This window comes from Mesorhizobium sp. USDA 4132 (assembly GCF_056279545.1).
In genome coordinates this window covers 841,732-866,509 of the sequence record NZ_JBWCCP010000001.1, presented here as the reverse complement: position 1 = coordinate 866,509, position 24,778 = coordinate 841,732, and the positions used below count along the sequence as shown (strand labels likewise).

The window sequence follows — 24,778 nt, the reverse complement described above, 5'->3', positions numbered from 1 at the left end:
GATGGGCGCAACGTTCCTCCGAGTCGATCTCCCCCCTTGTGGGGGAGATGGCCGGCAGGCCGGAGGGGGGCGCCTGGGCACGACCGAAGACATATTCATCACCCCATCTTCCCCGGGCAAAAAATGCCCGCCGGGTCGAGTTTCTGTTTGACGCGGGCAGAAAGTGCCGCCACCGCGTCCGGCTGTGGCTCAAAAGCCTGCGTCCCCGCGCGCGCCGCATCCGACGCCCGCAGCAGCGTCGCATGCCCGCCGCCGAGAGCACGGATATAGCGGCGCACCAGTTCGGCTTCCGGATCGGCTTCCATGCGCATCCAGACCAACCCGCCCTGCCAGTCGTAAAAGGCATCGACGCCGGTTTCTAGCCGGAGGGCGGCGACGAGCTGGTGGCCCGCAGATGGGGCGATCGAGACGTGCCAGACGGGTTTCAGGGTTCCATCCGAATAGGGATAGACATCGCGGATCTGGCGCCAGAGCGTTTGGCTCTGCTCCAGGCCGAGCCGCGAGACCGGACCGAAGGCCTCCATGACGGCAGCGAGTTTTTCGGCACGCACGGAAACCGACGCGCCAAGGCCTTCAAGCCGCAGGACAGTCGCTTCGCCTTCCGGCAATCCACCGCCGAGGAAACGGAACCGGACGGTCTGAGGCAGGTGGGCGGCGCCCGATACTTCGACCGGCAGCGCCATCGCCGCCGCCATCGCCTTTGCGGCGGCCGCGTCGTCGAGGCCGGAGATGACGATGGTCTCCACCGTCTGCGGCACCGGCAACACCCGAAAAGTCACCTCGGTCAGAAAACCGAGCGTGCCGTGCGAGCCGGCGAGCAGTTTGACGAGATCGAGGCCGGTGACGTTCTTCATCACCCGTCCGCCGGCGCGGATCGCTTCGCCCCGGCCATTGATGAAACGGATGCCAAGCAGGCTGTCGCGGGCAGCACCCGAGACGAAACGGCGCGGGCCGGAGACATTGGCCGCAAATACGCCGCCGATCGTCGGTTCGCCGAGCGTGCCCATGATGCCGCGGTGGTCCATCGGCTCGAAGGCCATCATCTGCCGGTTGGCGGCAAGCACCGCCTCGATCTCGGCGACCGGCGTACCTGTCTTGACCGTCATCACCATTTCCGCCGGCTCATAGTCGACGATGCCGGAAAGGCCGGTCGAGTTCATCATTTCGGCAGGCTCGGCGGCGTTGCCGAAACCGGCGCGGGTATTGCCGCCGCAAAGGGCGAGCTTCTTGCCGTCGCCGGCGGCATTGCGGATGATATAGGCGGCGTCCGCCTCGGAATTCGGGATCAGCGTCATGCTGCGGGCCGTCCATCCAGCGGAAAGACCTTCGACGGGTTGAGTATCCAGCCTTCGTCGAACGCGTAGCGCACCGCCATCTGCTGGTTGAGATCAGCCTCCGAATACTGATGGCGCATCAGGTCGCGTTTCTCGATGCCGACGCCGTGTTCGCCGGTGAGGCAGCCGCCGGCATCGACGCAGAGCTTCAGGATTTCGTTGCCGGCCTCCTCGGCCTTGGCCGCATCCTCGGGGTCGTTGGCATTGAACAGGATCAGCGGATGCATATTGCCGTCGCCGGCATGGAAAACGTTGGCGACCCTGAGCCCAAAGCGGTCGACGATTTCGGAGGTCTTGTTGAGCACATAGGAGAGCTTGCCGAGCGGCACCGTGCCGTCCATGCATATGTAATCGGCGATGCGGCCGGTGGCGCCGAAGGCAGACTTGCGGCCTTTCCAGATCAGCGCCGCCTCGGTTGCCGACTGGCTTTCGCGCACCGTCTTGACGCCGTGGCGTCCAGCGATCTCGACGATCGCCTTCAGCATCGCATCCATTTCGGCTTCCGAACCTTCGACTTCGACGATCAGCAGCGCTTCCACGTCGAGCGGATAACCGGCATGGGCGAAGGCTTCGCAGATCTCGATCGCCGGCTTGTCCATGAATTCGATGGCGACCGGAATGATGCCGGAACCGATGATATCGGCAACGCAGGCACCTGCGTGTTCGGACGTATCGAAGCCGAACAGGACCGGACGGGCGCCTTCCGGCTTGGCGATCAGCCGCACTACCGCCTCGGTGACGATGCCGAGCTGGCCTTCCGAACCGCAGACGAGGCCGAGCAGGTCGTAACCCGCGGCATCCAGATGTTTGCCACCGAGTTCGATCACCGTGCCGTCGACCAGCACCATCTTCACGCCGAGCAGATTATTGGTGGTGACGCCGTATTTCAGACAGTGGGCGCCGCCGGAATTCATGCCGATATTGCCGCCGATGGTGCAGGCGAGCTGCGAGCTCGGGTCCGGCGCATAGAAAAACCCGTCGATGCCGACCGCTTCTGAAATGTTGAGGTTGGTGACCCCGGCCTGCACGGTGGCGGTGCGGTTGGCGTAGTCGACTTCCAGGATACGAGCCATCTTGGACAGGCCGAGCACGACTGCATCCTCCTGCGGGATGGCGCCGCCGGAAAGCGAGGTGCCGGCCCCGCGCGGCACGACCGGAATGCCATAACGATGACAGTATTTCATCACCGCGGCCACCTGCGCCGTGGTCTTCGGCAGGGCGACGGCAAGCGGCAGGCGGCGGTAGGAGACGAAGGCGTCGGTCTCGAACGGCACCAGTTCGCGTGCCTCATGGACCAGGCACTCGGGGGGCAGAAGCTCGGTCAGGTCGGCAATGATCGCCGCCCGGCGCGACAGCACCGCCTCGCGAGGCTTCAGAAAACTGATCGTATCGGCCACGGGCTCCTCCTAAAGACATTCAACTGGTATACTTTTTTTACCAGTGATACAAGAAGCCCGAACGCCCGGCTGGCATCACCCGATTTGGAGACGGTAAAGTTGACGCATGAGCTTTTCGCGCCGGTGCCGCATGGTCGAACTGCGGACGAGGTCATCCTGCAGATCGAGAGCCTGATCCTCAACGGTGTGCTGCGCGACGGCGACCGCCTGCCGGGCGAACGCGAACTGGCGCAGAGGTTCGACGTTTCCCGACCGATCCTGCGGGAGGCGCTGAAGGAGCTTGAGGCGCGCGGGCTGCTCACCAGCCAGCATGGCGGCGGCACTTACGTGGCCGATATCGTCGGCCAGATTTTCTCGCCGCCGCTGGTCGCCCTGATCCGCCGGCATCAGCGCGCGGTTCACGACTATCTGGAATATCGTCGCCAGCTCGAAGGCATGACGGCGGAACTTGCTGCCGAACGCGCGACGGACACCGACAAGCAACTCATCGAGCGCATCCTGGAGACGATGCGCAGTGCGCATCGGGACGGGCGTTTCGAGGACGAGCTGACATCCGACGTCGAATTCCACAATGCCATCGGCGATGCGGCGCATAACATCATTCTCATGCATACCCTCCGCGCCTGCTACCGGCTGCTCAGCGACGGGATCTTTTACAACCGCCGCATCATCTTCAATGTCGGCAGCGCCCATGATGCGGTGATGACGCAGCATGAGGCGATCGGCCAGGCGATACTGGACGGTGATCCTGCCAAAGCCCGAAGGGCTGCGGAAGACCATATCGACTTCATCTCCAAGGTCACCAACGAGGCCGAACGTACCGGCGAATGGAGCCGGGTCGCACAACTCAGGATGATGCAGACCAAAATTTGAGGCGGCTGCTGCGGATTGCCGGACGTCATGCACAGTTACAATTGAACACCTGTGCAAATTTCTATTGACGTGAAACCAAGTGGCCTCACAATGGTTATCGCGTCCATGGTTGTTATCCACCGTGATTCTTCTCAAAAAAGCTGCCAGGGGTCGTTAATCCTCGCGCAAGCATTATATTAGTAAAATATCATCCTCTGGAGGACGAAACAGAAATTGGGCTTGATGGATCGGGTTACGAGCAATCTCAGGTTGATGCTGCAGCGGCCGCCGCGGCAGCAATATGCTGCGCTTTGCTACCGGATAAAAAAGAAGCCGGGACAACTCGAGGTTCTTGTTGCGACAAGCCGCGATACCGGTCGCTGGGTCGTGCCCAAGGGCTGGCCGATGACCGACAAGAAGGCTCACCAGGTCGCCGAACGCGAAGCGTTCGAAGAGGTTGGCGTCAAGGGCAAGGTGGAAAAGGAACCGCTCGGTTTCTATCACTATCGCAAGACCCTCGATAACGGCCTGAAGATCCCTGTGCGGGTGCAGGTCCACGCGCTCGAAGTGGAAGAATGCCTGAAAAGCTATCCGGAAAAAGGCTCTCGAACGCTGGAATGGGTTTCCTGTGAAGAGGCGGCGATGCGCGTCAATGAACCGGAACTGAAGATTCTCTTCCTGCAGTTCGCCGAACGAATGCAGCCGCGCGTTCCGCAGCTTGCAATCAAGGCTGCAAGTTAGGTGCTTTGAAGCATCTTCCCAATTCGGCAATATTGCCTTCGCCTGCGCTCGCTATTAAGCGATAGGTATTGATTTCTTCCCCGAGGCGGAGACGGCAGGCAAGTTCCGTTCTCGCGCCTCACTTTTCACCCAAGGATGGAGATATGGGCCAAAGAAGGCCGCGCCTGGCGAAGCCGACGCTCGACAAGGATTTGGAGAAATTCTCCTCCGTGGAGGAAGCCGCCCGACAGATGTCGCGCGGGCTTGCCGCACCGGGAACGGCGCTGCTGTTCATCATCCTCGTCGCCATCTTTGCAGCCGCCTACGTGACGGGCAAACCCGGCGCCGTCGTCGTCATCGCCGCCTCCGGCCTTGCCGCCTATATGGCGATGAACATCGGCGCCAACGACGTCACCAACAATATCGGCGCGGCCGTCGGCGCCCGTGCCATGACCATGGCCTTCGGTCTCGGACTTGCGGCCGTCTTCGAAGTGGCAGGTGCCGTGATCGCCGGCCGGGGCGTCGCCAACACGATCGCCAACGGCATCATGCAGGGCGGCATGATCACCAGCCCCGACGTGCTGATATGGGCGATGATGGCGGCACTCCTCTCGGCAGCGGTGCTGATCAACGTCGCGACATGGCTCGGCGCGCCGATTTCCACCACCCATTCGATCGTCGGCGGCGTCATGGGGGCCGGGATCGCGGCCGCCGGAGTTTCCGCAGTGAACTGGGGAACGATCGCTGGCATCACCGCAAGCTGGGTCTTTTCCCCGCTTCTCGGCGCTGTCATCGCCGCCACCTTCCTGTTCTTCGTCAAGGAAACCATCATCTACCGCGAGGACAAGATCGCCGCGGCGAAGAAATGGGTGCCGGTGCTGATCGGCGTGATGACCGGCGCCTTTGCAGGCTATCTGGCGCTGCTCGGGCTGGGAGAACTGGTGGACGTCTCGACGCCGGTCGCGACGCTGATCGCCCTGTTGACGGGCCTCACCGCCTGGCGCCTGCTGATCCCGGTGATCGCCCGGCAGGCCGAAGGGCTCGAAAACCGCAACCAGTCGCTTCGCACGCTCTTTCGCATTCCGCTCATCCTTTCTGCGGCGCTGCTCTCGTTCGCGCACGGTGCCAACGACGTTTCGAACGCCATCGGTCCGCTTGCCGCCATCGTTTCGGCAGCGCAAAGGGGCATTTCGGCCGGCGTGCACATTCCGCTCTGGGAACTGATCATCGGCGGCCTCGGCATCTCGCTCGGCCTGTTGCTTTACGGCCCGAAGCTGGTTCGGCTGGTCGGCGCCGAAATCACCAAGCTCAATCCGATGCGCGCCTATTGCGTCTCGCTGTCGACGGCATTGACCGTGATCGTCGCATCCTGGATCGGGCTGCCGGTCTCCTCTACCCACATTGCTGTCGGTGCGGTGTTCGGCGTCGGTTTCTTCCGCGAATGGTACACCCGGCATTCGCGCCGCCGCTTCGAATACATGCGGGTGCGGGCCGGCAAGGACCTCGATACCACCGAGCCCTTCGAGCGCAATGACGACGAGCTGAAACGGCGTTACCTGGTGCGGCGCTCGCATTTTCTCAGCATCATAGCCGCCTGGACGATCACGCTTCCGGCGGCCGCCGCCCTTGCGGCGCTGATCGCCACCGCTATGTTCGCGCTGTTCGTCTAGGCTTCGAGGTTTCCATGCGCGCCAATTTCCGGATGCAGAGGCTGTTCATCGAGGCGCCGCTCGGGACCGGTGCCCGTCATGAGGTGTCCTCGGAGCAGTTCAATTATCTCGCCAACGTGCTGAGGATGGAGGAAGGGACAGCGATCCTGCTCTTCAACGGCCGCGACGGCGAATGGAAGGCCAGGATCACCTATCCGACCCGAAAGAAGATCGTGCTGGAAGCAATCGAGGAAACCCGGCCGCAGCCGCCGGCCTCCGACCTGCATTATCTTTTTGCGCCGCTCAAAGTCGGCCGCCTCGACTATCTGGTGCAGAAGGCGGTCGAGATGGGTGCGGGGTTCATCCAGCCGGTGATGACCCAGCATGTGCAGGGCAAGATCACCAGCATGGACCGGCTTCAGGCGAATGTGGTGGAGGCCGCCGAGCAGTGCGGCATTTTGTCGGTGCCGGAGGTCGCGCCGCCAAAGAAGCTCGGCGACCTGCTCGACAGCTGGCGCCACGATCGGCGCATCATCTTCTGCGACGAAGGCGACGAGGGCCAGAACCCGCTGCCGATCCTTACGGCAATCAAAGAGACAAAGCTGGCGCTGCTGGTCGGGCCGGAAGGCGGATTTTCGGACGAGGAAAGGGAAAGGCTGCGTTCGCTTTCCTTCGTCACCGCGATACCGCTCGGGCCCCGGATATTAAGGGCGGATACGGCCGCGGTCGCGGCGCTCGCAGTCATCCAGGCAGCGGTCGGCGACTGGCGGTGACCCGCTTGACATGACGGCCTTGAAATTCTGAATCTATCTTGAAAGAAATTCACTTGCAGCGCACATCAATCCGGTCCAATCAGCCGGCTATCCGTCTAGATCAGGCATTCCGAGCAAGGTAATTTTCATGGCCCGCGATACGACCGACCAGACACCGCTGACCTCGGTGTCCGAGCTTTCCGCCTACCTGGCGAAGGGAGCTCGGCCGAAGCAAGATTTCCGCATCGGCACGGAGCATGAAAAATTCGCCTTTTTCCGGGCGGACAACAGCCCGGTTCCCTATTTCGGCGACGCCAGCATTTCCGCGCTGCTGAAAGGCATGGAAAAGAAGCTCGGCTGGGAGCCGATCATGGACGGCGAGAACATCATCGGGCTCGGCGAGCAGTCCGGCATGGGGGCGATTTCCATCGAGCCCGGCGGCCAGTTCGAGCTTTCCGGCGCACCGGTCGAGAGCATCCACCAGACCTGTCGGGAATCCAACCAGCATCTCGCGGTTCTGCGCGAGATCGCCGAACCGATGGGCATCCGTTTTCTCGGCATCGGCGGCAGCCCGAAATGGACGCTCGCGGAAACCCCGCGCATGCCGAAATCCCGCTACGACATCATGACGCGCTACATGCCGAAGGTCGGTTCCAAGGGCCTCGACATGATGTACCGCACCTGCACGATCCAGGTGAACCTCGACTTCTCCTCGGAAGAGGACATGGCCGCCAAGATGCGCGTGTCGATGAAGCTGCAGTCGATCGCCACCGCGCTGTTTGCGTCCTCCCCGTTCACCGAAGGCAAGCCGAACGGACTGGTCTCCTGGCGCGGCGATATCTGGCGCGATACCGACAACCGGCGCTCCGGCGTGCTGCCCTTCGTGTTCAGGCCAGATTTCGGCTTTGCCGACTATGTAGAATGGGCGCTAGACGCGCCGATGTATTTTATCGTCCGCGACGGAAAATACCACGACTGCACGCATGTCACCTTCCGCCAGTTCATGAACGGCGCCCTGAGGCAAGAGGTCAAGGACTGGGAACCCACCATGGGCGACTGGACCAACCACCTTTCCACCCTCTTCCCCGATGTCCGCCTAAAGCGCTTCCTCGAAATGCGCGGCGCCGACGGCGGCCCGTGGCGGCGGATCTGTGCTCTGCCGGCCTTCTGGGTCGGTCTGCTTTATGACGACACCGCCCTTGCCGATGCCGAGACGCTGACGGCCGACTGGACGGTCGAGGACGTCATCGCCATGCGCGATGCCGTGCCGGCGAAGGGCCTGAGGGCTGAAATCAAGGGCAAGTCGGTGCTCGACGTCGCCCGCGAGGCGGTGGCGATCTCCAAGGCGGGTTTGAAGGCGCGGGCGCGGCTGAACGGCGAAGGCCAGGACGAAAGCATCTTCCTGCAACCGCTTGACGAAGTGCTTGCCAAGAAGACGACCATGGCAGACGACATGCTGTCTCTCTACCACGGCCGCTGGAACGGTTCGGTCGAGCCGGTGTTCGAGGAATACCAATACTGATGCGAGATTGAGATCGGTTCTAAAAACCGGTTTCCGTTCAGCACTTTCCGGATATAGTGGTGCATCACCCGAACCGGAAAGGATTCTCTCCATGCTGCCACTGTTCGACATGATGCTCAGAGCTCAGGACGGCGCAGGCATGGAGGCGATCGCCAAGCAGTTCAACCTGGCTCAGGAACAGGCTACCCAGGCAATGGCGGCGCTGATGCCCGCCTTTTCCTCCGGGTTCAAGCGCACCAGCGCCAATCCTTACGACCTCACCTCGCTGATGAGCAGCATGGTGTCCGGCGCCTATGCGAAATATTTCGAGGACCTGACCAAGGCCTTCACGCCGCAGGGCACGATGGACGGCAATGCCGTACTCGAAAAGCTGTTCGGCTCCAAGGAAGTCTCCCGCGCGATCGCGGCCCAGGCCGAGCAGCTCACAGGGATCGGCCAGGAAGTCTTCAAGAAGATGATGCCGGCCATGGCCGACACGCTGATGGGTGGGCTGTTCAAGCAGATGAGCGGGCAGTTGACCGGCGCCAACGAAGCGTTCGCCGCCTCCCCGATGGGACAGATGCAGCAGCAGTGGCTGGAGAGCATGGGCCTGCAGCCCAAGGCGAAGCCGCAGCCAGCCGCCAATCCCTTCGATAATCCCTTCGCCCAGGCGATGCGTTCCATGTGGGGGCTCGACAAGCCGGAGCAGCCGCAGCCTTCAACCGGCAACCCGTTTGCTGACAATCCGTTTGCCAAGGCTTTCCAGGACATGATGGGCGGCGCCTTCGCGAGCCCGAGCAGCACGGCCGCACCTACACCGGAAAAGCCCAAGGACGCACCCGCGGCCGAGGCCAATCCCTATCGCGACGTGCTGAACAACATGTTCGACAGCGGGCTTGAAGTGCAGAAGAGCTACCAGAAGAACATGGAAGCGATCTTCGACACCTATCTGCGCAATGGCACAGGCGCCAATGCCGAGCCGGCGGCGACGCCTGTCGCTCCAAAGCCTTCCAAATAAAAAAAGCCCGGCACGGATCGACCGGCCGGGCAAGCAGCAGGGCTATTGGCTATCACCCTGCGGGGAAAAGGTCAGGCAAGATCAGCGATTGGCCGGTCTTGCAAAGCGATGCCGCGCACGCTCACGAGCGGAGCGCGACAGGAGCAGAGACGGATCGTCCAGCACGCCGGACTGATTGAGCGCCATCACCACATCATGCCGTGTGATGCCGATATCGTTGAGCTGGCGGTCGTCGAGATCATGAAGGCGATTGCTCGCCAAACGATTGCGAAAGGCACGCCACACGGATTTCGTTCGCAGCATCACGACAGCCAGACGGCCTTGCGTGCCGCGCTCCTCGTGAACCAGATCGAGTTCAGTTCCGCAGTCGGTCGTGCTCATTGGTCTATCCTTTCGCAGGCACGAGAAAGGCCATCCCTTCCGTGGAGGTCCGACGGAAGGGCTGTCCAGGTTGGGCGCTCAGGGAAGAAGCACCCTTCGATTTTGATTTGCGATCCCCTTATCGCGGAAAACCTATTGATCAGTCCAACGAATGTTTCTAATGATTAGCATCAACCTCTCTGATGGGTCACTCTCATGTCCGCTCCGCTTGATATCGACCAGCTGCATACCTTTATTTCCATCGTCGACACCGGCAGTTTCACCAAGGCTGCCGATCGAGTGTTCAAGACCCAGTCTGCAGTTTCGATGCAGATGCGTCGGCTCGAGGAACGGATCGGCAAGCAGCTGTTTGCCAAGGACGGCCGCGGCAACCGGCTGACGGCCGAGGGTGAGAAGCTCCTGAACTATGCGCGGCGCATCATTCGCCTCAATAACGAGGCGATCGCTGCCTTCGACGACAACCGTCTCGAAGGCACGCTCCGCATCGGCACACCGGACGACTATGCCGACCGCTACATGCCCGAGATCATCGGCCGTTTTGCCAAGACGCATCCGAATGTCGAACTCTATATCGTCTGTGAGCCCTCGGTCAGCCTTGCCGAAAAGATGGCGCGTGGTGAACTCGACATTGCGCTCGTCACCCATAATCCGCGCCAGCGGATTTCCGACGTGGTCCGCACCGAGCCGCTCTGCTGGGTCGGATCAGCCAACCATCCGCTGAAGGATGACGCGCCGGTGCCGCTCGCGGTCGGTCGCCGCGATTGCCTGTGGCGGCAACTCGCCTGTTCGGCGCTCGATGCGGACGGACGCGAATACCAGGTCCTGTTCACGAGCTGGTCTTCGACCGTCGTCGCAGCCGCGGTGCTTGCCGGCATGGCTGTCTCGGTGCTGCCTGAATCGGCGCTCAGGACCGGCATGAAGGTGCTGGCCGCAGCCGACGGCTTCCCGCCGCTGCCGCCGGTGCAGATCGGCATCATGAAACGGCCGGGGCTTTCGCCATCGCTGATGAATGCCATCACCGACCACATCACCGCCTGTCTCGACAACATCTCGCCGGCGGTCATTCCGGACGATCTCGACGGAGAGGCCAAAACGTTCCAGCGCATGCCGCGGGCCCGGGCCGTACAGGTGATGCCGGGGTGGTAAGGGTCACGAGTTCGGCCTTGCCTTCCCCTCACCGGTCGCGCTAAATCGCCCTGTTCTCAGGGCGGGGCGAAACTCCCCACCGGCGGTAGGCGGCGCGAGCCGTGAGCCCGCGAGCGCCTTCCGATGGAAGGGTCAGCAGATCAGGTGCGATGCCTGAGCCGACGGTCACAGTCCGGATGAAAGAGAACGGACGTGCAGCACCCGCATCCCGCGGGTGCTACGGACGTGCGTGATCGCCTTGGGTGCCGTGTCGTAACCTGAAGGAGATTCCATGACACACACCCGCTTCGCTTTCGTCAAAGCAAACTGGCATTCCGAGATTGTCGATAAGGCTCTCGAAGGCTTCCTCGAGCTCATGCCGAGCGAAAACGTCGATATCTTCGACGTGCCCGGCGCCTTCGAGCTACCGCTCATGTCGCGCGATCTGGCGGCGACCGGAAGATATGCCGCGGTCGTGGCCGCAGCGCTGGTCGTCGACGGCGGCATCTATCGGCACGATTTCGTGGCTTCGGCGGTGGTCGATGGATTGATGCGCGCCGGCCTCGATACGGGAGTACCGGTCCTGTCGGTGTCGCTGACGCCACATCATTTCCAGGAAACCGCGCACCACAAATCGATATTCAGCGCGCATTTCGTCGAGAAGGGACGCGAGGCCGCTCAGGCGGCCCAGATGATCGTCGATACGCGGCAACGCATCGCCGCCTGACGCATAGGCGCCAAAAACAAAAGCCGGGGCTGGACCCCGGCTTCCCTATTTATTGCAACGTTTATTGCAACGCCCAGGCGCGAGCACCGCCGGCTTGCGGACCTGCGACCGGATCAGGCCAGATTCTTCTTGAAGAACGCCACCGAGCGGCTCCAGGCAAGATCGGCGGCCGCCTTGTCGTAGCGGGCGGACGACGTATCGTTGTTGAAGGCGTGGTTGGCGCCGTCATAGACGAAGATCTCGAAGGTCTTGCCGTTCTTTTCGAGCGCTGCCCTGAAGGCCGGGATGCCGGCATTGATGCGCTCGTCGAGCCCGCCGTAATGCAGCATCAGCGGCGCCTTGATGGCGGGCACGTCCTCAGCCTTCGGTTGGGCACCGTAATAGGCGACGCCGGCGCTGAGGCTGGGTGACTTCACGGCCAGATTGTTGACCGCACCGCCACCCCAGCAGAAGCCGATCGCACCGACCTTGCCGTTCGCACCGCTGATGCCGGCGAGATAGGCGCGGCTTGCCTCGCCGTTGGCCGAAACGTCGTCGGGCTTCAGCGAGGAGAACATCTGCCGGGCCTGTTCTTCATCCGCCGGCGTACCGCCCTGGGGCGCCAGGAAGTCGACTGCGAGCGCATTGAAACCCTCCAACGCCATGCGGCGGGCAACGTCCTTGATATGGGCGTTGAGCCCGCGGTTCTCGTGGATGACGAGGACGCCGCCGCGCGTGCCGGAGGCATTCTTGGGTTTTACGAGATAACCCTTCATCGTCGCGCCGCTGGCGCCCGGATATGTAACATCCTCCGTGGTCAGCCGGTCGTCATTGGCGGCAATGATATCGGCCTTGGCAGAACTGGCGCCGATCAGGGGCGCAATCGCCGCGGCAGCTGCACCGGAGCCCGCAAGCTGAGTCAGCTTCTCCATGAAGCGACGGCGGTCCAAAGTCAGGTGCGTGTATTCGTCATAGGCGTCGATCATCGCCTGGGTGATCTTCGGGGTCTCGTTGTCCATGCCTCTTCCTCCGTAGCGGACTGTATGACGAAGAAATCTACAACGAGGAGCTTTCACTTGCAGATGAAACACTGAGTGATCCAAGTGTTGGATATTACACTTGTTCGTGAGCTCGTTTTGAGCGGATGAGCCAGCCGGGATTGTGACGGGCTCATCCGCTGGCTCGGCAGATCGCAGCGATGCGGCCGTTCATTCTCGCCTCGCCCGCCTGTCTCGATAAACATGGCGAACGCTAGCCAGGCTAAAGCGTCCTAGTTCAGAGCCAGCCAGACCGCGAGCCAGACCCACATCGCCATCACCGCAAAAAAGCCGGCCATGAAGATCGGGCGGCGATAACGCAGCCGGTTGCTGGTGAGGTGGACGTAGGAATGCGCATATCGGGACAGGACGAAGATCCAGGCGAGCGCGACCGTGCCGCCATTGTCTGCGGTCGAGACGTACAGCACGAGGCAGGCGGCGTAGAACAGGACCGGCAGTTCGAACTGATTCTTGAGGTTGTTGTGGACGGCCAGGCTTTCCGGTGGCTCCCTATGGTTCTCACGGAATTCACCGGCTTCGACACTGCCTGCCTTGACGGCCAGATACCGCTTCCTCGACAGCAGCCAGTAGAGAAAGAAGACCAGCGCGGCATGCGCGATCATTGGCCAAAGCGTCGCATCAGTGGAAAGCATCGGTTCTCCTCATTTTCATCGGGGGAACCAGATAACGCGGGCTCTCCTGTACGCAAATGGCGCCGGTTGACCGGCGCCATGTAATCTCATCCATAGCTGCGGGTCATTGCGGGGTCAGGTTCTCGGTGCCGGAACCATCCTTGCCGGAAATGGTCCAGGCGCCTTCCAGCGATCCGTCGTCATTGACCTTGTAGACGACGAGGCCGACCGCCTTGCCGAGCACGTAACCGGCGGCGAAGGAATCGCCATAGAGCATGCAGATCCCGCTGGACGTGGAGGAACCGGTCTTCCACTCGATCGAGCAGGTCGTTTCGCTGGTCAGCGCGATTTTTGCGGTTCCCTTGTAGGCGGAGCCATCGAGGTTCGTGCCCTCGACCTTATACGTACCTGCGCGAACGGTTTGCGCCTGCGCAGGCGTCACGAATGCTGCGCCCAAGAGGAGCGCGCAAGCCAGAAACTTCTTCATGTTTACCCCCGAAAAATTCTCCCGTCGGCACAATCACCAACGTTCGTTATCTAGCAGGGAATCACGAAAGAAATAAGCGCCCGGGCCATCGCGACAGGGCATCGCGACCGGCATCCAACTGACTTTCTTGAAACACCGGGGGGAAGGGGCAATAACCCCTTTCCCCCGACGGATGTCAGGCCCCGGAGCCCGGATAGTTGGGGCTCTCGCGGGTGATCGTCACGTCATGCGCATGGCTTTCGCGCAGGCCCGCGCCGGAGATACGCACGAAAGTGGCGCGCTCCTGGAATTCCTTGAGATTGGCGCCGCCGACATAACCCATGGCCGCCTTCAGGCCGCCGCCGAGCTGGTGCAGCACGCCCGAGACCGGGCCCTTGTAGGGGACCTGGCCTTCGATGCCTTCGGGAACGAGTTTCAGCGTGTCGCGCACTTCCGCCTGGAAGTAACGGTCGGCGGAACCGCGGGCCATGGCACCCACCGAGCCCATGCCGCGATAGGCTTTGAACGAGCGGCCCTGGTAGAGATAAACTTCGCCCGGGCTTTCGTCGGTGCCGGCCAGCAGCGAGCCGATCATCACGGCGGACGCACCGGCGGCGATCGCCTTGGCAAGGTCGCCCGAGAACTTGATGCCGCCATCGGCGATGACCGGGATGTTCTGCGCCCGTGCCGCTTCGACGGCCGACATGATCGCCGCGAGCTGCGGAACGCCGACGCCGGCGACGATACGGGTGGTGCAGATCGAGCCCGGGCCGATGCCGACCTTGACGGCATCCGCGCCGGCATCGATCAGCGCCTTGGTGCCGTCGGAGGTCGCGACATTGCCGGCCATGACGCGTACGTGGTTGGAGATGCGCTTGACGTTGGTAACGGCGTCAAGCACGCGCTGCGAATGGCCATGGGCCGTATCGACGACCAGAAGATCGACGCCGGCCTCGATGAGACGTTCGGCGCGCTCGAAACCATCGTCGCCGACGCTGATCGCGGCTGCGGCCCGAAGGCGCCCTTGCGCATCCTTGGAGGCATTTGGGTTGAGCTGCGACTTTTCGATGTCCTTGACGGTGATGAGACCGACGCAACGGCCTTCGCCATCCACCACAAGCAGCTTCTCGATGCGGTGCTTGTGCAGCAGACGCTTGGCCTCGGTCTGGTCGACGCTGCTTTCCTTGACCGTGATCAGGTTCTCACGGGTCATCAGCTCGTAGATCTTCTGAGCCGGATCGGAGGCGAACCGCACGTCGCGGTTGGTGAGAATGCCGACCAGCCGGCCCGGAACGTGGCCGCCGCCGTTTTCGACCACCGGAATGCCGGAAATGCTGTAGGACTTCATCAGCGACAGCGCGTCGGCCAGCGTCGCGTCCGGGCCTATCGTCACCGGATTGACGACCATGCCGCTTTCGAACTTCTTGACCTGGCGGACCTGCTCGGCCTGTTCGATCGGGGTCAGATTGCGGTGGATGACGCCGATGCCGCCGGCCTGCGCCATGGCGATAGCCAGCCGGCTTTCCGTCACCGTATCCATGGCCGAGGAGATGATCGGCAGGTTGAGTTCGATGTCCTGGGCGATGGTGGTGGCGATATTGGTCTGGCCCGGCATGACTTCGGAATGGCCGGGCTGCAGGAGCACGTCGTCGAAGGTAAGCGCATCTGCGCCGGTTGCGGTTTCAATGATGCGTGCCATTGCCAAATTCCTTCGATCTAGAAAATGCGGGATGCGCTCAGGAACGACTCTATACGTCCCGACGCTCCGGCAACAATTGCTTGGAAGTTGGCGAGGGCTGGTAACACGTTCATGACAAGAAGGGAATAGCAAAAACCCGAGAGGTGTTTCTCCCGGGTTTTGATCGCTTTCCAGCACAATCAGATGTCGAACTGGTAACTCTTCGGCACGAAACGGTAGCCGGTCCCCTGCTTTTCGACGAAACCGACCGCCGGGAACGGCATGTGATAACCAAGGAAGGCGACCTTTTCCGTGGCGATCATGTCGAAGACTTTCTTGCGGGTGGCCGCTCCCTGCGCCTTGTCCATGTCGAAACGCACTTCCCATTCGGGCCGCTGCAGCGACAGGACGTAGTGGTTGGCCGTATCGGCGGTCAAAACCAGACGCTTGCCCTGCGACTCGATATTGAAGATCAGCATACCCGGCGTATGGCCCGGCGCGAGCATCGCGGTAATGCCGGACGTCACCTCTCCGCCGTCTTTCAGGAAGGCCATCCTTTCGGCAAGTGGCTTTACGTTGGCGAGCACGCTCTTCTGATTGCCCTCTGCCGGCGTGCCGGCGCGGGCGCTATCGGTCCAGAAGTCGTATTCCACCTGGCCTGCGACATAACGCGCCTTCGGGAAGGCAGGCCTGCCGTCTTCCATGATGCCGCCGATGTGGTCGCCATGCATGTGGGTGATGACGATGATCGAGATATCCTCCGGCATGTAGCCGGCGGCGGCAAGCCCCTCGACCAGGCGTCCAGCCCCCTGGGCATGAGCCGCCTTGCCGAGACCCGTATCGAACAGGATGACGTCGCTGCCGGTATCAATGAGCGTCGGGGAGAAGCTGTTGACGAACTGGTCCGTGGGCAGAAAATTCTGGCTCAGCAGCGTTGCAAGCGCTTCGGCTGGCTGATTGAGGCCGAAGGTTTCACCGGGAGCGCCGGAAGGACGAGCGCCGTCCTTCACCACCAGAACCTGAAATCCGCCGAGCTTGAATTTATGAATGTCCGGCGGGATGACGCGATCGATTGCCAACTGCTGCTTCTCCTGGGCAAAAACCTCAGCATTGATGATTGCCGGAGCGGCGAGGATGCCCAGACCGGCCGTGCCGATGAGGGTGCGCCGTCCGATACCTGAATTCGCCATGATTTAACTGCCTCCTGGAATTGCCGCCAGACCCCTGGGTCCGATACGCAGGGAACATAACCGCGGCTCGGGATGAGAAAATCCGATCTCACGCAGACGTGACCCAAAACGTGAAATGGTGAGATTCTCCAATTGGCAGACCGGATCAACAGGTCTATGGACTGCCCTTAATCCCCGCCCGTCGCAGGCCCCCTCATGAACCGCATCGTTCCCCTCATTCTCGCCGTCGCCCTTTTCATGGAGCAGATGGACTCCACCGTCATTGCAACGGCACTTCCGGCGATTGCCGCGGACCTGAATGTCGGCCCGATCACGCTCAAACTGGCTCTGACTTCCTACATGGTGGCGCTCGCCATGTTCATCCCGATCAGCGGCTGGATGGCGGACCGCTTCGGCGCCAAGCGGATCTTCCGTGTCGCGATCATGGTTTTTGTCGTCGGCTCGATCTGCTGCGCGTTCTCGTCCGATCTCTTCCAGTTCGTGCTGTCGCGCTTCCTGCAGGGCATGGGCGGGGCGATGATGACGCCGGTTGCACGCCTGGTTCTCCTGCGCACCACGAAGCGCAGCGAGCTCGTCTCGGCCATGGCGCTGCTCACCATTCCGGCGCTGGTCGGGCCCCTCACCGGGCCGCCGATCGGCGGTTTCATCACCACCTATTTCACCTGGCACTGGATCTTCCTGATCAACGTGCCGGTCGGTGTGCTCGGCATCTATCTCTCGACGATCTTCCTGCCGGAAATAGAGGCCACCAATCCGCCTTCGATCGACTGGCGAGGATTTTTTCTCACTTCGGTTACCGCCGCCGGCACGGTCTTCGGGCTTTCGGTCATCGGCCTTCCGGCATTGCCGCCGGCCATCGGCATCACCGCGACGGCGCTCGGGCTTGCGGCCGGCGTCGCCTATGTCGTCCATGCGCGCAGCCACCCCGCCCCGATCCTCAACCTCAGGCTCTTCAAGGACGACGCGTTTCGGGCCGCGAGCAGCAGCGGCACGCTGTTCCGCATCTCGACCGGCGCCATTCCATTCCTGATGCCGCTGATGCTGCAGCTCGGTTTCGGCCTCAACCCGTTCCAGTCAGGCCTCATCACATTTGCGGGCGCGCTCGGCGCGCTGATCGTGAAGTTCGCAGCCCGCCGCGTCTTTGCAATGACCGGCTTCAAGATGACGCTGATCGTTTCGGGCCTACTCGGGGCGGCGACCACGGCGGCAAACGGTTTTTTCACGCCGGAGACGTCGCACGCGCTGATCATCGCCTTCCTGCTGATGTCGGGCGTCTGCCGTTCGTTCTTCTTCACCGGCTCGAACGCACTCAGCTATTCCGAGATCAGAGACGAGCAGGCGAGCCAGGCGACCTCGATCGCCTCCGTCCTGCAGCAGATCAGCATGGCGCTCGGCGTCGCCTTTGCGGCCTTCATCCTAGAAGCGTCGGCGGCGGTCACCGGCACGCATCTGCAGCTCTCGGACTTCCACCTGGCATTCTTCCTGGTGGCGGCTCTTTCGCTGCTCGCCGTCCTGCCGCTGCTGAGGCTGGACCCGGCGACGGGCTCCGCCGTCTCCGGCCACCGGGCCGGCAGGATCCAGCCGGAAGCCGGCGAATAATCAGGCCCGATCGTCCAGGTCGGCGTCTTCGGCCTCGGCGTATTCGATGTCCGCATCCTCCATCCCGGTCTCCTCCATCTCGGACTCCGGGACAGTCTCGCCGGCCTTGCGGCCCTTGAAATGCTTGGCGAGCAGGAACATCTCGACCGATTCCTGGCGCGACGCACCCGGCTTCACGTGGATGACCTGCTTGAAATTCTGCTTCAGCATGTTGAGCAGGTCGCGTTCGGTGCCGCCCTGGAAGGTCTTGGCGAGGAAATGGCCACCCTCGCCGAGCACCTCGACGGCGAAATGCGCCGCCACCTCGCACAGATGCATGGTGCGCAGGTGATCGGTCTTCTGGTGGCCGGTGGTCGGCGCCGCCATGTCCGAAATGACCAGGTCCGGTGTGCCGCCGATCGCTTCCATCAACAGGCGCGGCGCTTCCGGATCGAGAAAGTCGAGCTGCAGGATCTTGACGCCGGCGAGCGGCGCCATTTCCAGAAAATCGATCGCTGCGACGCGGATATCATCATCGGTCGAACCGGTGACATTGGCGGCGATCTGCGACCAGCTTCCCGGCGCAGCACCCAGATCGATAATCCGGCGGGCGCCTTTGAGGATCTGGTGCTTCTCGTCGATCTCCAGAAGCTTGAAGGCCGCGCGGGCGCGATATCCTTCGAGCTTGGCGCGCTGGACATAAGGGTCGTTGATATGACGCTCGAGCCAGCGCCGCGACGACGCCTTGAGCTTGCCCTTCTTGACCTTCTGGCCGAGCTTGCGGCCGGTGCGATTGCCGCTACCGGGGGATTTGGAGGGTGGTTTCGTCATCGCCTTGCTCCAGCCTCATCCTGTCCGCCGGCACCCGGATTGCCCGCCTGGTTACCCCCTGGGCGGCGCGGCCGCACTCGGCGCCACACGCCGTCATCGGCCATCATGTCCGTCAACAGGCCCTCGCGCAGGCCTCGGTCGGCCACCCGCATGCGCTGGCTCGGCCAGCGGCGGCGGATCGCTTCCAGAATGGCGCAACCGGCCAGCACCAGATCGGCCCGGTCAGGACCGATGCAGGGATTGGCAGCACGGCCGGCAAAATCCCAGGAGAGCAGTTTTGCCTGCATGGCGGAGACTTCCGCATCCGACAGCCACAGGCCGTCGACCTTGCGGCGGTCGTAGCGCGGCAGGTCGAGATGCACGCCGGCAAGCGTGGTGACCGTGCCCGAGGTGCCGATCAGGTGGAAATCCTCGGCGCCCTGGCGGCGGAAGGCGGCAAGCGGCGGGCAATCGAAACCGGCCAGCATGCCTTCGACTTCCGTCACCATGGCGTCAAAAACCTCCGGCGTCACGTCGCGCCCGCCATGCCGTTCCGACAGCGTCACGACGCCGACCGGAAGCGAGGTCCAGTGGGTGATATGATTGGCAAGCCGGCTCGAACGGCTGTCATCGATGCGGATGACGGCTATTTCCGACGAACCCCCGCCGATATCGAAGAGAACGACGGAGCGCGCTTCGCGGCCGACCAGGGACGAGCAGCCCGAGACTGCAAGCCGTGCCTCGGTCTCCCGATCGATGATTTCGAGTTCCAGCCCAGTTTCCGAGATCACACGCGCCAGAAACTCCTCGCCGTTTTCGGCGGCCCGGCAGGCCTCGGTGGCGATCAGCCGCATGCGGCGGATCGGCCGGTTGGCAAGCTTTGTGGCGCAGATGCGCAGGGCTTCGACGGCACGGTCCATGGCATCCTGCGACAGCCGGCGGCTGGTGCCGAGCCCCTCGCCCAGGCGAACGATCCGCGAAAACGCATCGACGACGCGGAACTGGCCCGGCCTTGTCGGCTGGGCGATCAGCAGGCGGCAATTGTTGGTGCCGAGGTCGAGCGCCGCATAGAGATCGTTGACATAGGAGAATTTTTCGCCGCGGGAATCCGTGCCCTGGCTTTCATTTCCGGCCCTGCCGCGGGCATCCTTGGATGAACCCTGACCCGAACCGGCGGGCGCAGGGGTCTTGGCCACACCCGGCACCGCCTTTGCGGGCGTCAGCGGCCGGCCCTGAAGGCCGCGGCCGCCTCTGTTCTTCTTGCGCCGATTGCGCGGCGGCGATTTTGCCGAATGCGGCTGTTGCCCGCCCTCGACACGGACCTGACCCTGCTCTGTCACGGGCGCCGCACCCGCGCCCTGTGCCGGCTGCTGAGCGCCGCCGGATTTCGCGCGCCGCCGCTTGCGCTTGCGCGCCTGTGGGTTGGGTTCCTGGTTATGGGGACGTCCGGCAGGAGCAGCCGTATCGACCGCATCCGAATGGCTTGCAGGCGCCGCGTCACGACGTTTGCCGTTCCGCTTCGCCTTCCGACGCCTTGAGGATTTACCCTCTCCGCGCGGTACCGCCGACGCCCCGCCTTCCGGCGGCTTTGCGCCGCTATCGGGGTCCATCACTTTTATGTCCATCTCGCCGCGCAAAGCCTCTTGAAGGTATGCCGCTGGCGTCTGATTGTTTCGTTGGCGCGAAGATAACAGGCAGCGACGTTTTCGCCAACGGCTTTTTGCCGCTCACGTCAGGGACGTGTCAGCGGGCAGCTTTCCAGCTTTTCCGCAGCGGCGGCGAGAAAGCTTCGACGGCATCGATTTTTTTCGAAATCGGTATTTGCAATCTGCCCGCTTTTGTTTATAAGCGCCGCACACCGGCCCGGGCATTCACCGGCGCGCCCTGCTGGGGAATAGTTCAACGGTAGAACGACGGACTCTGACTCCGTTAATCTTGGTTCGAATCCAGGTTCCCCAGCCAATTCTCCCTAAAAGCCCTTAATTCCTTGATTTTCCAGTCGTGCCGGATATCGGTTTGGCGTCATCGGCGACCTGATGCCCAGAACTGGTGCCCACAGGTGATGTCCACGCGCGAAATCGCGCGGCGGCGTCGCTCCCGGCCGCCGGCTTCTACTCAGCCCTTATTGTTCGGACCATAAGAAGGCACAGATCACGCGGAGGAAGCGGATAAACGCGCTTATTCCGCCGCCGCTTTCGAGCCCTCCTTCTTGCTTTCCCATTCCTGCGGGGTCAGTGTCTTGATGTCGAATTGGTCGCGGGTCCGGGCATAGGTGTGCCCACCCATGCGACCCACCGCGTCCATGAGCTGCTGGTCGATATGCAGGTTCGACGGGTTGACAGCGTCGCTGCGTACATAGACGCCGAGCACCTCGCCTAAGATGATTTCCCGCGCCGGGCCGACCTGCAGGGTCGTGTGGCGACGGCATTCCAGCGCTGCCGGTGCCGCAAGAATGCGCGGGCTGCGCACCATCTGGCCGGGGACGGTCGCAAGGCCTGCCTCCTCCATCTCGTCGACCTCTGGGCCGAACTTGATCGCGCAGACCTCCATCTGGTCGACCAGCGTGTTGTCGCAGATGTGGACTGTGAACTCTCCGGTCTCGCGGATGTTTCGCGCTGTGTCCTTGAAGCGCATGTCCGAATAGTTTTCGACGCCGATGGCGACGATGGCAGGATCATGGGTCAGCACGTTGAAGAAGCTGAACGGACCCGCATTGGGTCGTCCCTCCTTGCTGACCGTCGTCACCAGGGCGATGGGGCGCGGGATCACGGTGCCGATCAGAAGCTTGTAGCGTTCCCGCTCATTGAGCTTGGCGAAATCGAAATGGGTATGGTCGGTCATGTGTCAGGCCTCGGCAGCGATACGATGGGTTTCAAGCGGGGTGTGACGGGAAAGGTTCTCGAACCCGTCTTTGGTGACGACGTACATGTTGCCGACATTGCAGCCGGCGGAGAGCGGTTCCAGCCACTGTGTGTGCATCACGAACACCATGCCTTCTTCCATCCGGTCGTAGTTGTGGGAGGAGATGTTGAAACTGTTTTGGCTGCCAGCCATGCCGACGGAATGGCCGAGATTGGGGTTATGCGGGCCTTCCGTCGCCGGATAGACATGCATGAGCTTGCGGCCCTGGGCCTCCCAGTCGATGTTCTTGACGTACTGACGCGGGATAAGGCGCGCGCTGCCGTCATCCATCGGCGCCCAGTTATAGGGCATGGTGCGGGCTTCCGGGGAGGTCAACATGCCACGCTCGATCATCGGCTCGAAGGCGGCATTGTTGACGTCGCGCATCAGCGCACCCGGCCGGATCAGTTTTTCGGCGCGCTTGACGCCCTCCGTGCAAGCGGCGAGCACCTCCTCCTGCCGCTTGGTAATCTCACCGATTGCGATCATGCGGGCGGTCTGGGCCGTGTAGCCGCGGTAGGTGATGTTGGAGACATAGAGATTGATCAGGTCGCCCGGACGCACGACATGGCCATAGGGTTTGCCGCAATGGGTGCCGAATTCGTTGACACCGATCTGGTAGCCGTCGCCGGTCTCACCGCCGAAGGATAGCTGGGCCTGCGTGAAGGCGGCATAGATCTCGTGGTCGGTGACGCCAGGTCTGGCGACGTGATAGGCTGCCTGGGTCGCGATGCTGACCAGTTGGGCGGCAGCCCGGAACATCTCGATCTCGCGCGGTGAACGCAGCTTCTGCATCCGGTCGAGAATGGCGTTGTCGGCGATGAACTTGCTCTTTGGCATGAATTCGTCGAGCGCCGCCCAGAATGTCAGCGAGGTACGGTCGCCGATCCGGCCGATCTGGGCCTTTGCCAGCCCGAGGCTGGCCAGCAGTTCGGCGCATTTCTCGGCAGTCTTGACCACCGAGTCGCCCGGGCGGTCGGCGTATTCGCGGCCGATCGGGCCGATCTGCCAGATATCCTCGACCAATACCGGTTCACCCCCCGGCGGCAGGAGCACGGACTGGGTGAAGAAGGAGAGAAGGGTCAGCGGCTTGTCGGTGTCTGTCGGGATGACCAGAACGCCTTCGCGCATCCAGTCGCAGATATAGCGGAGATAGTGGTTCGACGTGTGAAACCAGCCGACACCGCCGGTGTGGACGATCAGCGCGTCATGCCCCGCTTCGACCGCCTGACGGCGGATGCGGCGCAGGCGATCCTCGAATTCCTCGACCGGCAGCGGCAAGTGTGCTGCAAAATCGAAGTCCGGCTGGAAATCGGCGAGCAGCGATCCGACACGATAGGAGCCCGCCTTGGTTGCACGCATATTCATTGGGTATTCCTTCCAGAATTCTAAAAAATAGGTCAGGCCTGCTTCTGCGGTGCCAGCACCCGTCTTGCGACAAGCAGCACCACGAGCGTGAGAGCGATCAGAACTCCCGACATCGCGGCAACGCGGACGTCGAGCGACTCTTCGATGAGAGCGAACATTCTGAGCGGCAGCACCGTCGTGCGGGCATCGGCGAGGAAGAGCGAGACGGACACGTTGTCGAGCGACTGGATGAAGACGAGAAACGCACCGGCAAGAATGCCCGGCAACAGGAGCGGCAAGATTACCCGTCGCAGCGTCGTGAACCACCTCGCCCCCATCACCGTCGAAGCCTCCGCCAGCGATGGATTGATGCCCTGGGCAACGACGGATGCGGCTCTGTACATCAGCGGTCCGAAGACGACCACATGGCCGGTCACTGTCAGCCAGAGCGAAGGCTGGAAGCCGACGAAGTTGGCGACGATCAGTGCCGCGAGACCGTAGACCAGGCTCGGCAGGACGAGAGGCGCGAGCAGAAGAGGTTCGATGGAACTCACGGTGCTGCGTTTCATCCGCGCCATGCCGATGGTGGCGGGAACCGCAAACAGCAGGGATCCTAGAACCGCGAGAGCGGCAATCTTCAACGAGTTTCCGGCCGCAATGTGCTCGGTTCCTGAACGGATCGGGTCGAACAAGGCCTCGTACCAGCGGATCGAGAAGCCCTGCGGCGGGTATTTCAGGCTCTGTCCTGACGTAAACGACATGGTGATCGCGATGATGATCGGGGCGACCAGATAGATCAGGCTGAGGCCACCGAAGCCGAAGACAAATGCCTTATAGAGGAAAGCGGGGATAGGATTTTCACGCTTGTTATGCATGGCCAACGAGCCTCCTGTGACGGGAAATCATGGTCATTGCGACCAGCAGAATTCCGGTCGAGAGCAGCAAGACGACAGCAATAGCCGATGCCATGGACCAGTCGAACAGCGTGCCGACCTCGCGATAGATCAATTGTGGGACATATACATTGCGGGCACCGCCGATGACTGCCTGCGTCACGAAGGAACTGCTGGTACTCGCGAAGACGAGTATCCACCCGGCCAGCAGGCCCGGCAGCATCATCGGCAGAAGTACGGTCACGAAAATTCGCCAGGGTCCGGCCCCGGAGACCTGCGCGGCCTCCGTGAATTGGACGGGGGTCCGCGACAGGATCGCGATCAGCGGCAGGATGATAAGGGGCAGATCGATCTGGCACATGGCCAGCACCAGCCCGAGTTCGGTGGACATCAGCGAGAACGGTTGTCCTGCAAGACCGAGAGCCACGAAGGTCTCGCTGATCGGCCCCTGCCGCCCGAGAATGACGATCCAGGCAAAGGTTCGCACCACGTTGCTGGTCAGCATGGGAATCAGCGTCAGAAAGATAATGACCTGACGCGCCGTCTTGCCGCTGTGCCAGTACAGGAGCGCGATCGGAATCCCGAGAAGAGTCGTGCTCGCCACGGTTTGCAGACCGAGTTTTGCGGTATTCATCAGCACGCGATAATTGAACGCATCGCCGAGGAAGCGTCCGTAATTGTTGAGTGTCAGTCCGTCCGGGCCGATGAAACTGAACCCAACGAGAACGGCGAGCGGCGTCGCAAAGAACGCCACCGACAACAGGAGCATCGGGATAACGTATGGGAAGCCGCTCGCCTTCATCATCTCACC

Annotated in this window: 23 protein-coding genes, 1 tRNA gene and 1 riboswitch; of the genes, 10 read left to right on the top strand and 14 right to left on the bottom strand. The window is 62.3% G+C overall.

Annotated elements, in window-relative coordinates; all coding sequences use genetic code 11:
* Nucleotides 1-98: 98 nt before the first annotated feature.
* Nucleotides 99-1,295 carry an FAD-binding protein gene (locus ACZ9IU_RS04430; protein ID WP_038540135.1) on the bottom strand — a complete coding sequence of 399 codons (1,197 nt, stop codon included), beginning with the start codon at nt 1,293-1,295 and terminating at the stop codon, nt 99-101.
* Nucleotides 1,292-2,731 carry an FAD-linked oxidase C-terminal domain-containing protein gene (locus ACZ9IU_RS04425; RefSeq protein WP_038540133.1) on the bottom strand — a complete coding sequence of 480 codons (1,440 nt, stop codon included), beginning with the start codon at nt 2,729-2,731 and terminating at the stop codon, nt 1,292-1,294. The genes ACZ9IU_RS04430 and ACZ9IU_RS04425 overlap by 4 nt, the downstream gene beginning before the upstream one ends.
* A 99-nt stretch (nt 2,732-2,830) precedes the next feature.
* Between ACZ9IU_RS04425 and ACZ9IU_RS04420 the strand changes: the two genes are divergently transcribed.
* From ACZ9IU_RS04420 to ACZ9IU_RS04395, 6 genes are all read left to right on the top strand, one after another.
* A complete protein-coding gene (locus tag ACZ9IU_RS04420; protein ID WP_051899648.1) occupies nt 2,831-3,604 on the top strand; it encodes a FadR/GntR family transcriptional regulator in 774 nt (257 codons plus the stop codon).
* A 213-nt stretch (nt 3,605-3,817) separates the two neighbouring features.
* Nucleotides 3,818-4,324: an NUDIX hydrolase gene (locus ACZ9IU_RS04415; RefSeq protein ID WP_157885071.1), complete on the top strand. Its 507-nt coding sequence runs from the start codon at nt 3,818-3,820 to the stop codon at nt 4,322-4,324.
* Between the two features lie 143 nt (nt 4,325-4,467).
* Nucleotides 4,468-5,973: an inorganic phosphate transporter gene (locus ACZ9IU_RS04410; protein ID WP_038540124.1), complete on the top strand. Its 1,506-nt coding sequence runs from the start codon at nt 4,468-4,470 to the stop codon at nt 5,971-5,973.
* A 14-nt stretch (nt 5,974-5,987) separates the two neighbouring features.
* On the top strand, nt 5,988-6,725 hold the full coding sequence (locus tag ACZ9IU_RS04405) for a 16S rRNA (uracil(1498)-N(3))-methyltransferase (protein WP_038540121.1): 738 nt from the start codon (nt 5,988-5,990) through the stop codon (nt 6,723-6,725).
* Between the two features lie 127 nt (nt 6,726-6,852).
* A complete protein-coding gene (locus ACZ9IU_RS04400) occupies nt 6,853-8,226 on the top strand; it encodes a glutamate--cysteine ligase (protein ID WP_038540118.1) in 1,374 nt (457 codons plus the stop codon).
* Between the two features lie 91 nt (nt 8,227-8,317).
* Nucleotides 8,318-9,223 carry a DUF937 domain-containing protein gene (locus ACZ9IU_RS04395; protein WP_038540113.1) on the top strand — a complete coding sequence of 302 codons (906 nt, stop codon included), beginning with the start codon at nt 8,318-8,320 and terminating at the stop codon, nt 9,221-9,223.
* An 81-nt stretch (nt 9,224-9,304) separates the two neighbouring features.
* On the opposite strand, the gene ACZ9IU_RS04390 is transcribed toward ACZ9IU_RS04395, so the two are convergent.
* Nucleotides 9,305-9,604, bottom strand: a complete 300-nt coding sequence (locus ACZ9IU_RS04390) for a YjiS-like domain-containing protein (RefSeq protein WP_038540110.1) — start codon at nt 9,602-9,604, stop codon at nt 9,305-9,307.
* 195 nt (nt 9,605-9,799) lie between these two features.
* Between ACZ9IU_RS04390 and ACZ9IU_RS04385 the strand changes: the two genes are divergently transcribed.
* Together ACZ9IU_RS04385 and ACZ9IU_RS04380 are read left to right on the top strand one after the other, a co-directional pair.
* The gene (locus ACZ9IU_RS04385) at nt 9,800-10,750 is read left to right on the top strand and encodes a LysR substrate-binding domain-containing protein (protein WP_038540107.1); all 951 of its coding nucleotides are present in this window, start codon (nt 9,800-9,802) and stop codon (nt 10,748-10,750) included.
* 48 nt (nt 10,751-10,798) lie between these two features.
* Nucleotides 10,799-10,942, top strand: a riboswitch (FMN riboswitch).
* Nucleotides 10,943-11,021: 79 nt separating this feature from the next.
* On the top strand, nt 11,022-11,456 hold the full coding sequence (locus ACZ9IU_RS04380) for a 6,7-dimethyl-8-ribityllumazine synthase (protein ID WP_038540104.1): 435 nt from the start codon (nt 11,022-11,024) through the stop codon (nt 11,454-11,456).
* Between the two features lie 113 nt (nt 11,457-11,569).
* Here ACZ9IU_RS04380 and ACZ9IU_RS04375 read toward each other — a convergent pair whose 3' ends face one another.
* The 5 genes from ACZ9IU_RS04375 to ACZ9IU_RS04355 all read right to left on the bottom strand — a co-directional run bounded on the left by ACZ9IU_RS04375 (nt 11,570) and on the right by ACZ9IU_RS04355 (nt 16,438).
* A complete protein-coding gene (locus tag ACZ9IU_RS04375; RefSeq protein ID WP_038540100.1) occupies nt 11,570-12,454 on the bottom strand; it encodes a dienelactone hydrolase family protein in 885 nt (294 codons plus the stop codon).
* Between the two features lie 251 nt (nt 12,455-12,705).
* Complete coding sequence (locus ACZ9IU_RS04370) at nt 12,706-13,125, bottom strand: MAPEG family protein (protein ID WP_038540097.1); 420 nt, start codon at nt 13,123-13,125, stop codon at nt 12,706-12,708.
* A gap of 103 nt (nt 13,126-13,228) precedes the next feature.
* Complete coding sequence (locus ACZ9IU_RS04365) at nt 13,229-13,591, bottom strand: hypothetical protein (protein ID WP_038540094.1); 363 nt, start codon at nt 13,589-13,591, stop codon at nt 13,229-13,231.
* A gap of 175 nt (nt 13,592-13,766) precedes the next feature.
* Nucleotides 13,767-15,269: an IMP dehydrogenase gene (gene guaB / locus ACZ9IU_RS04360; protein ID WP_038540090.1), complete on the bottom strand. Its 1,503-nt coding sequence runs from the start codon at nt 15,267-15,269 to the stop codon at nt 13,767-13,769.
* A 179-nt stretch (nt 15,270-15,448) separates the two neighbouring features.
* Nucleotides 15,449-16,438, bottom strand: a complete 990-nt coding sequence (locus tag ACZ9IU_RS04355) for an MBL fold metallo-hydrolase (protein WP_038540087.1) — start codon at nt 16,436-16,438, stop codon at nt 15,449-15,451.
* A gap of 195 nt (nt 16,439-16,633) precedes the next feature.
* On the opposite strand from ACZ9IU_RS04355, the gene ACZ9IU_RS04350 reads away from it, so the two are divergent.
* Entirely contained in the window at nt 16,634-18,037 is a 1,404-nt protein-coding gene (locus tag ACZ9IU_RS04350) for an MFS transporter (protein WP_038540084.1), read from the top strand.
* On the opposite strand, the gene ACZ9IU_RS04345 is transcribed toward ACZ9IU_RS04350, so the two are convergent.
* Both ACZ9IU_RS04345 and ACZ9IU_RS04340 read right to left on the bottom strand, forming a co-directional pair.
* Nucleotides 18,038-18,847 (bottom strand): RlmE family RNA methyltransferase, encoded by an 810-nt coding sequence (locus tag ACZ9IU_RS04345; RefSeq protein ID WP_038540082.1) that lies wholly within the window; start codon nt 18,845-18,847, stop codon nt 18,038-18,040.
* Nucleotides 18,844-20,439: a Ppx/GppA phosphatase family protein gene (locus ACZ9IU_RS04340; RefSeq protein ID WP_051900030.1), complete on the bottom strand. Its 1,596-nt coding sequence runs from the start codon at nt 20,437-20,439 to the stop codon at nt 18,844-18,846. Before ACZ9IU_RS04340 ends, ACZ9IU_RS04345 begins: the two co-directional genes overlap by 4 nt.
* 275 nt (nt 20,440-20,714) lie before the next feature.
* Here ACZ9IU_RS04340 and ACZ9IU_RS04335 point away from each other — a divergent pair.
* Nucleotides 20,715-20,788, top strand: a tRNA-Gln gene (locus tag ACZ9IU_RS04335).
* A 216-nt stretch (nt 20,789-21,004) separates the two neighbouring features.
* Here the strand turns inward: ACZ9IU_RS04335 and ACZ9IU_RS04330 are convergent.
* From ACZ9IU_RS04330 to ACZ9IU_RS04315, 4 genes are read right to left on the bottom strand one after another with little or no spacing between them, the layout of a single operon-like run.
* A complete protein-coding gene (locus tag ACZ9IU_RS04330) occupies nt 21,005-21,667 on the bottom strand; it encodes a flavin reductase family protein (RefSeq protein WP_038540079.1) in 663 nt (220 codons plus the stop codon).
* A 3-nt stretch (nt 21,668-21,670) separates the two neighbouring features.
* Complete coding sequence (locus ACZ9IU_RS04325) at nt 21,671-23,095, bottom strand: M24 family metallopeptidase (RefSeq protein WP_038540077.1); 1,425 nt, start codon at nt 23,093-23,095, stop codon at nt 21,671-21,673.
* Nucleotides 23,096-23,127: 32 nt separating this feature from the next.
* Nucleotides 23,128-23,949, bottom strand: coding sequence for an ABC transporter permease (locus ACZ9IU_RS04320; protein ID WP_038540075.1), 822 nt, complete (start codon nt 23,947-23,949; stop codon nt 23,128-23,130).
* Entirely contained in the window at nt 23,942-24,769 is an 828-nt protein-coding gene (locus ACZ9IU_RS04315; protein ID WP_038548749.1) for an ABC transporter permease, read from the bottom strand. The genes ACZ9IU_RS04320 and ACZ9IU_RS04315 overlap by 8 nt, the downstream gene beginning before the upstream one ends.
* Between the last annotated feature and the right edge of the window lie 9 nt (nt 24,770-24,778).

Coding starts and splice junctions, on each gene's coding strand:
- ACZ9IU_RS04380 (WP_038540104.1), top strand. CDS start 11,022: ATGACACACACCCGCTTCGCTTTCGTCAAAGCAAACTGGCATTCCGAG.
- ACZ9IU_RS04345 (WP_038540082.1), bottom strand. CDS start 18,847: ATGACGAAACCACCCTCCAAATCCCCCGGTAGCGGCAATCGCACCGGC.
- ACZ9IU_RS04330 (WP_038540079.1), bottom strand. CDS start 21,667: ATGACCGACCATACCCATTTCGATTTCGCCAAGCTCAATGAGCGGGAA.
- ACZ9IU_RS04315 (WP_038548749.1), bottom strand. CDS start 24,769: ATGAAGGCGAGCGGCTTCCCATACGTTATCCCGATGCTCCTGTTGTCG.
- ACZ9IU_RS04355 (WP_038540087.1), bottom strand. CDS start 16,438: ATGGCGAATTCAGGTATCGGACGGCGCACCCTCATCGGCACGGCCGGT.
- ACZ9IU_RS04370 (WP_038540097.1), bottom strand. CDS start 13,125: ATGCTTTCCACTGATGCGACGCTTTGGCCAATGATCGCGCATGCCGCG.
- ACZ9IU_RS04325 (WP_038540077.1), bottom strand. CDS start 23,095: ATGAATATGCGTGCAACCAAGGCGGGCTCCTATCGTGTCGGATCGCTG.
- ACZ9IU_RS04385 (WP_038540107.1), top strand. CDS start 9,800: ATGTCCGCTCCGCTTGATATCGACCAGCTGCATACCTTTATTTCCATC.
- ACZ9IU_RS04400 (WP_038540118.1), top strand. CDS start 6,853: ATGGCCCGCGATACGACCGACCAGACACCGCTGACCTCGGTGTCCGAG.
- ACZ9IU_RS04375 (WP_038540100.1), bottom strand. CDS start 12,454: ATGGACAACGAGACCCCGAAGATCACCCAGGCGATGATCGACGCCTAT.
- ACZ9IU_RS04365 (WP_038540094.1), bottom strand. CDS start 13,591: ATGAAGAAGTTTCTGGCTTGCGCGCTCCTCTTGGGCGCAGCATTCGTG.
- ACZ9IU_RS04350 (WP_038540084.1), top strand. CDS start 16,634: ATGAACCGCATCGTTCCCCTCATTCTCGCCGTCGCCCTTTTCATGGAG.
- ACZ9IU_RS04395 (WP_038540113.1), top strand. CDS start 8,318: ATGCTGCCACTGTTCGACATGATGCTCAGAGCTCAGGACGGCGCAGGC.
- ACZ9IU_RS04320 (WP_038540075.1), bottom strand. CDS start 23,949: ATGCATAACAAGCGTGAAAATCCTATCCCCGCTTTCCTCTATAAGGCA.
- guaB (WP_038540090.1), bottom strand. CDS start 15,269: ATGGCACGCATCATTGAAACCGCAACCGGCGCAGATGCGCTTACCTTC.
- ACZ9IU_RS04390 (WP_038540110.1), bottom strand. CDS start 9,604: ATGAGCACGACCGACTGCGGAACTGAACTCGATCTGGTTCACGAGGAG.
- ACZ9IU_RS04410 (WP_038540124.1), top strand. CDS start 4,468: ATGGGCCAAAGAAGGCCGCGCCTGGCGAAGCCGACGCTCGACAAGGAT.
- ACZ9IU_RS04405 (WP_038540121.1), top strand. CDS start 5,988: ATGCGCGCCAATTTCCGGATGCAGAGGCTGTTCATCGAGGCGCCGCTC.
- ACZ9IU_RS04430 (WP_038540135.1), bottom strand. CDS start 1,295: ATGACGCTGATCCCGAATTCCGAGGCGGACGCCGCCTATATCATCCGC.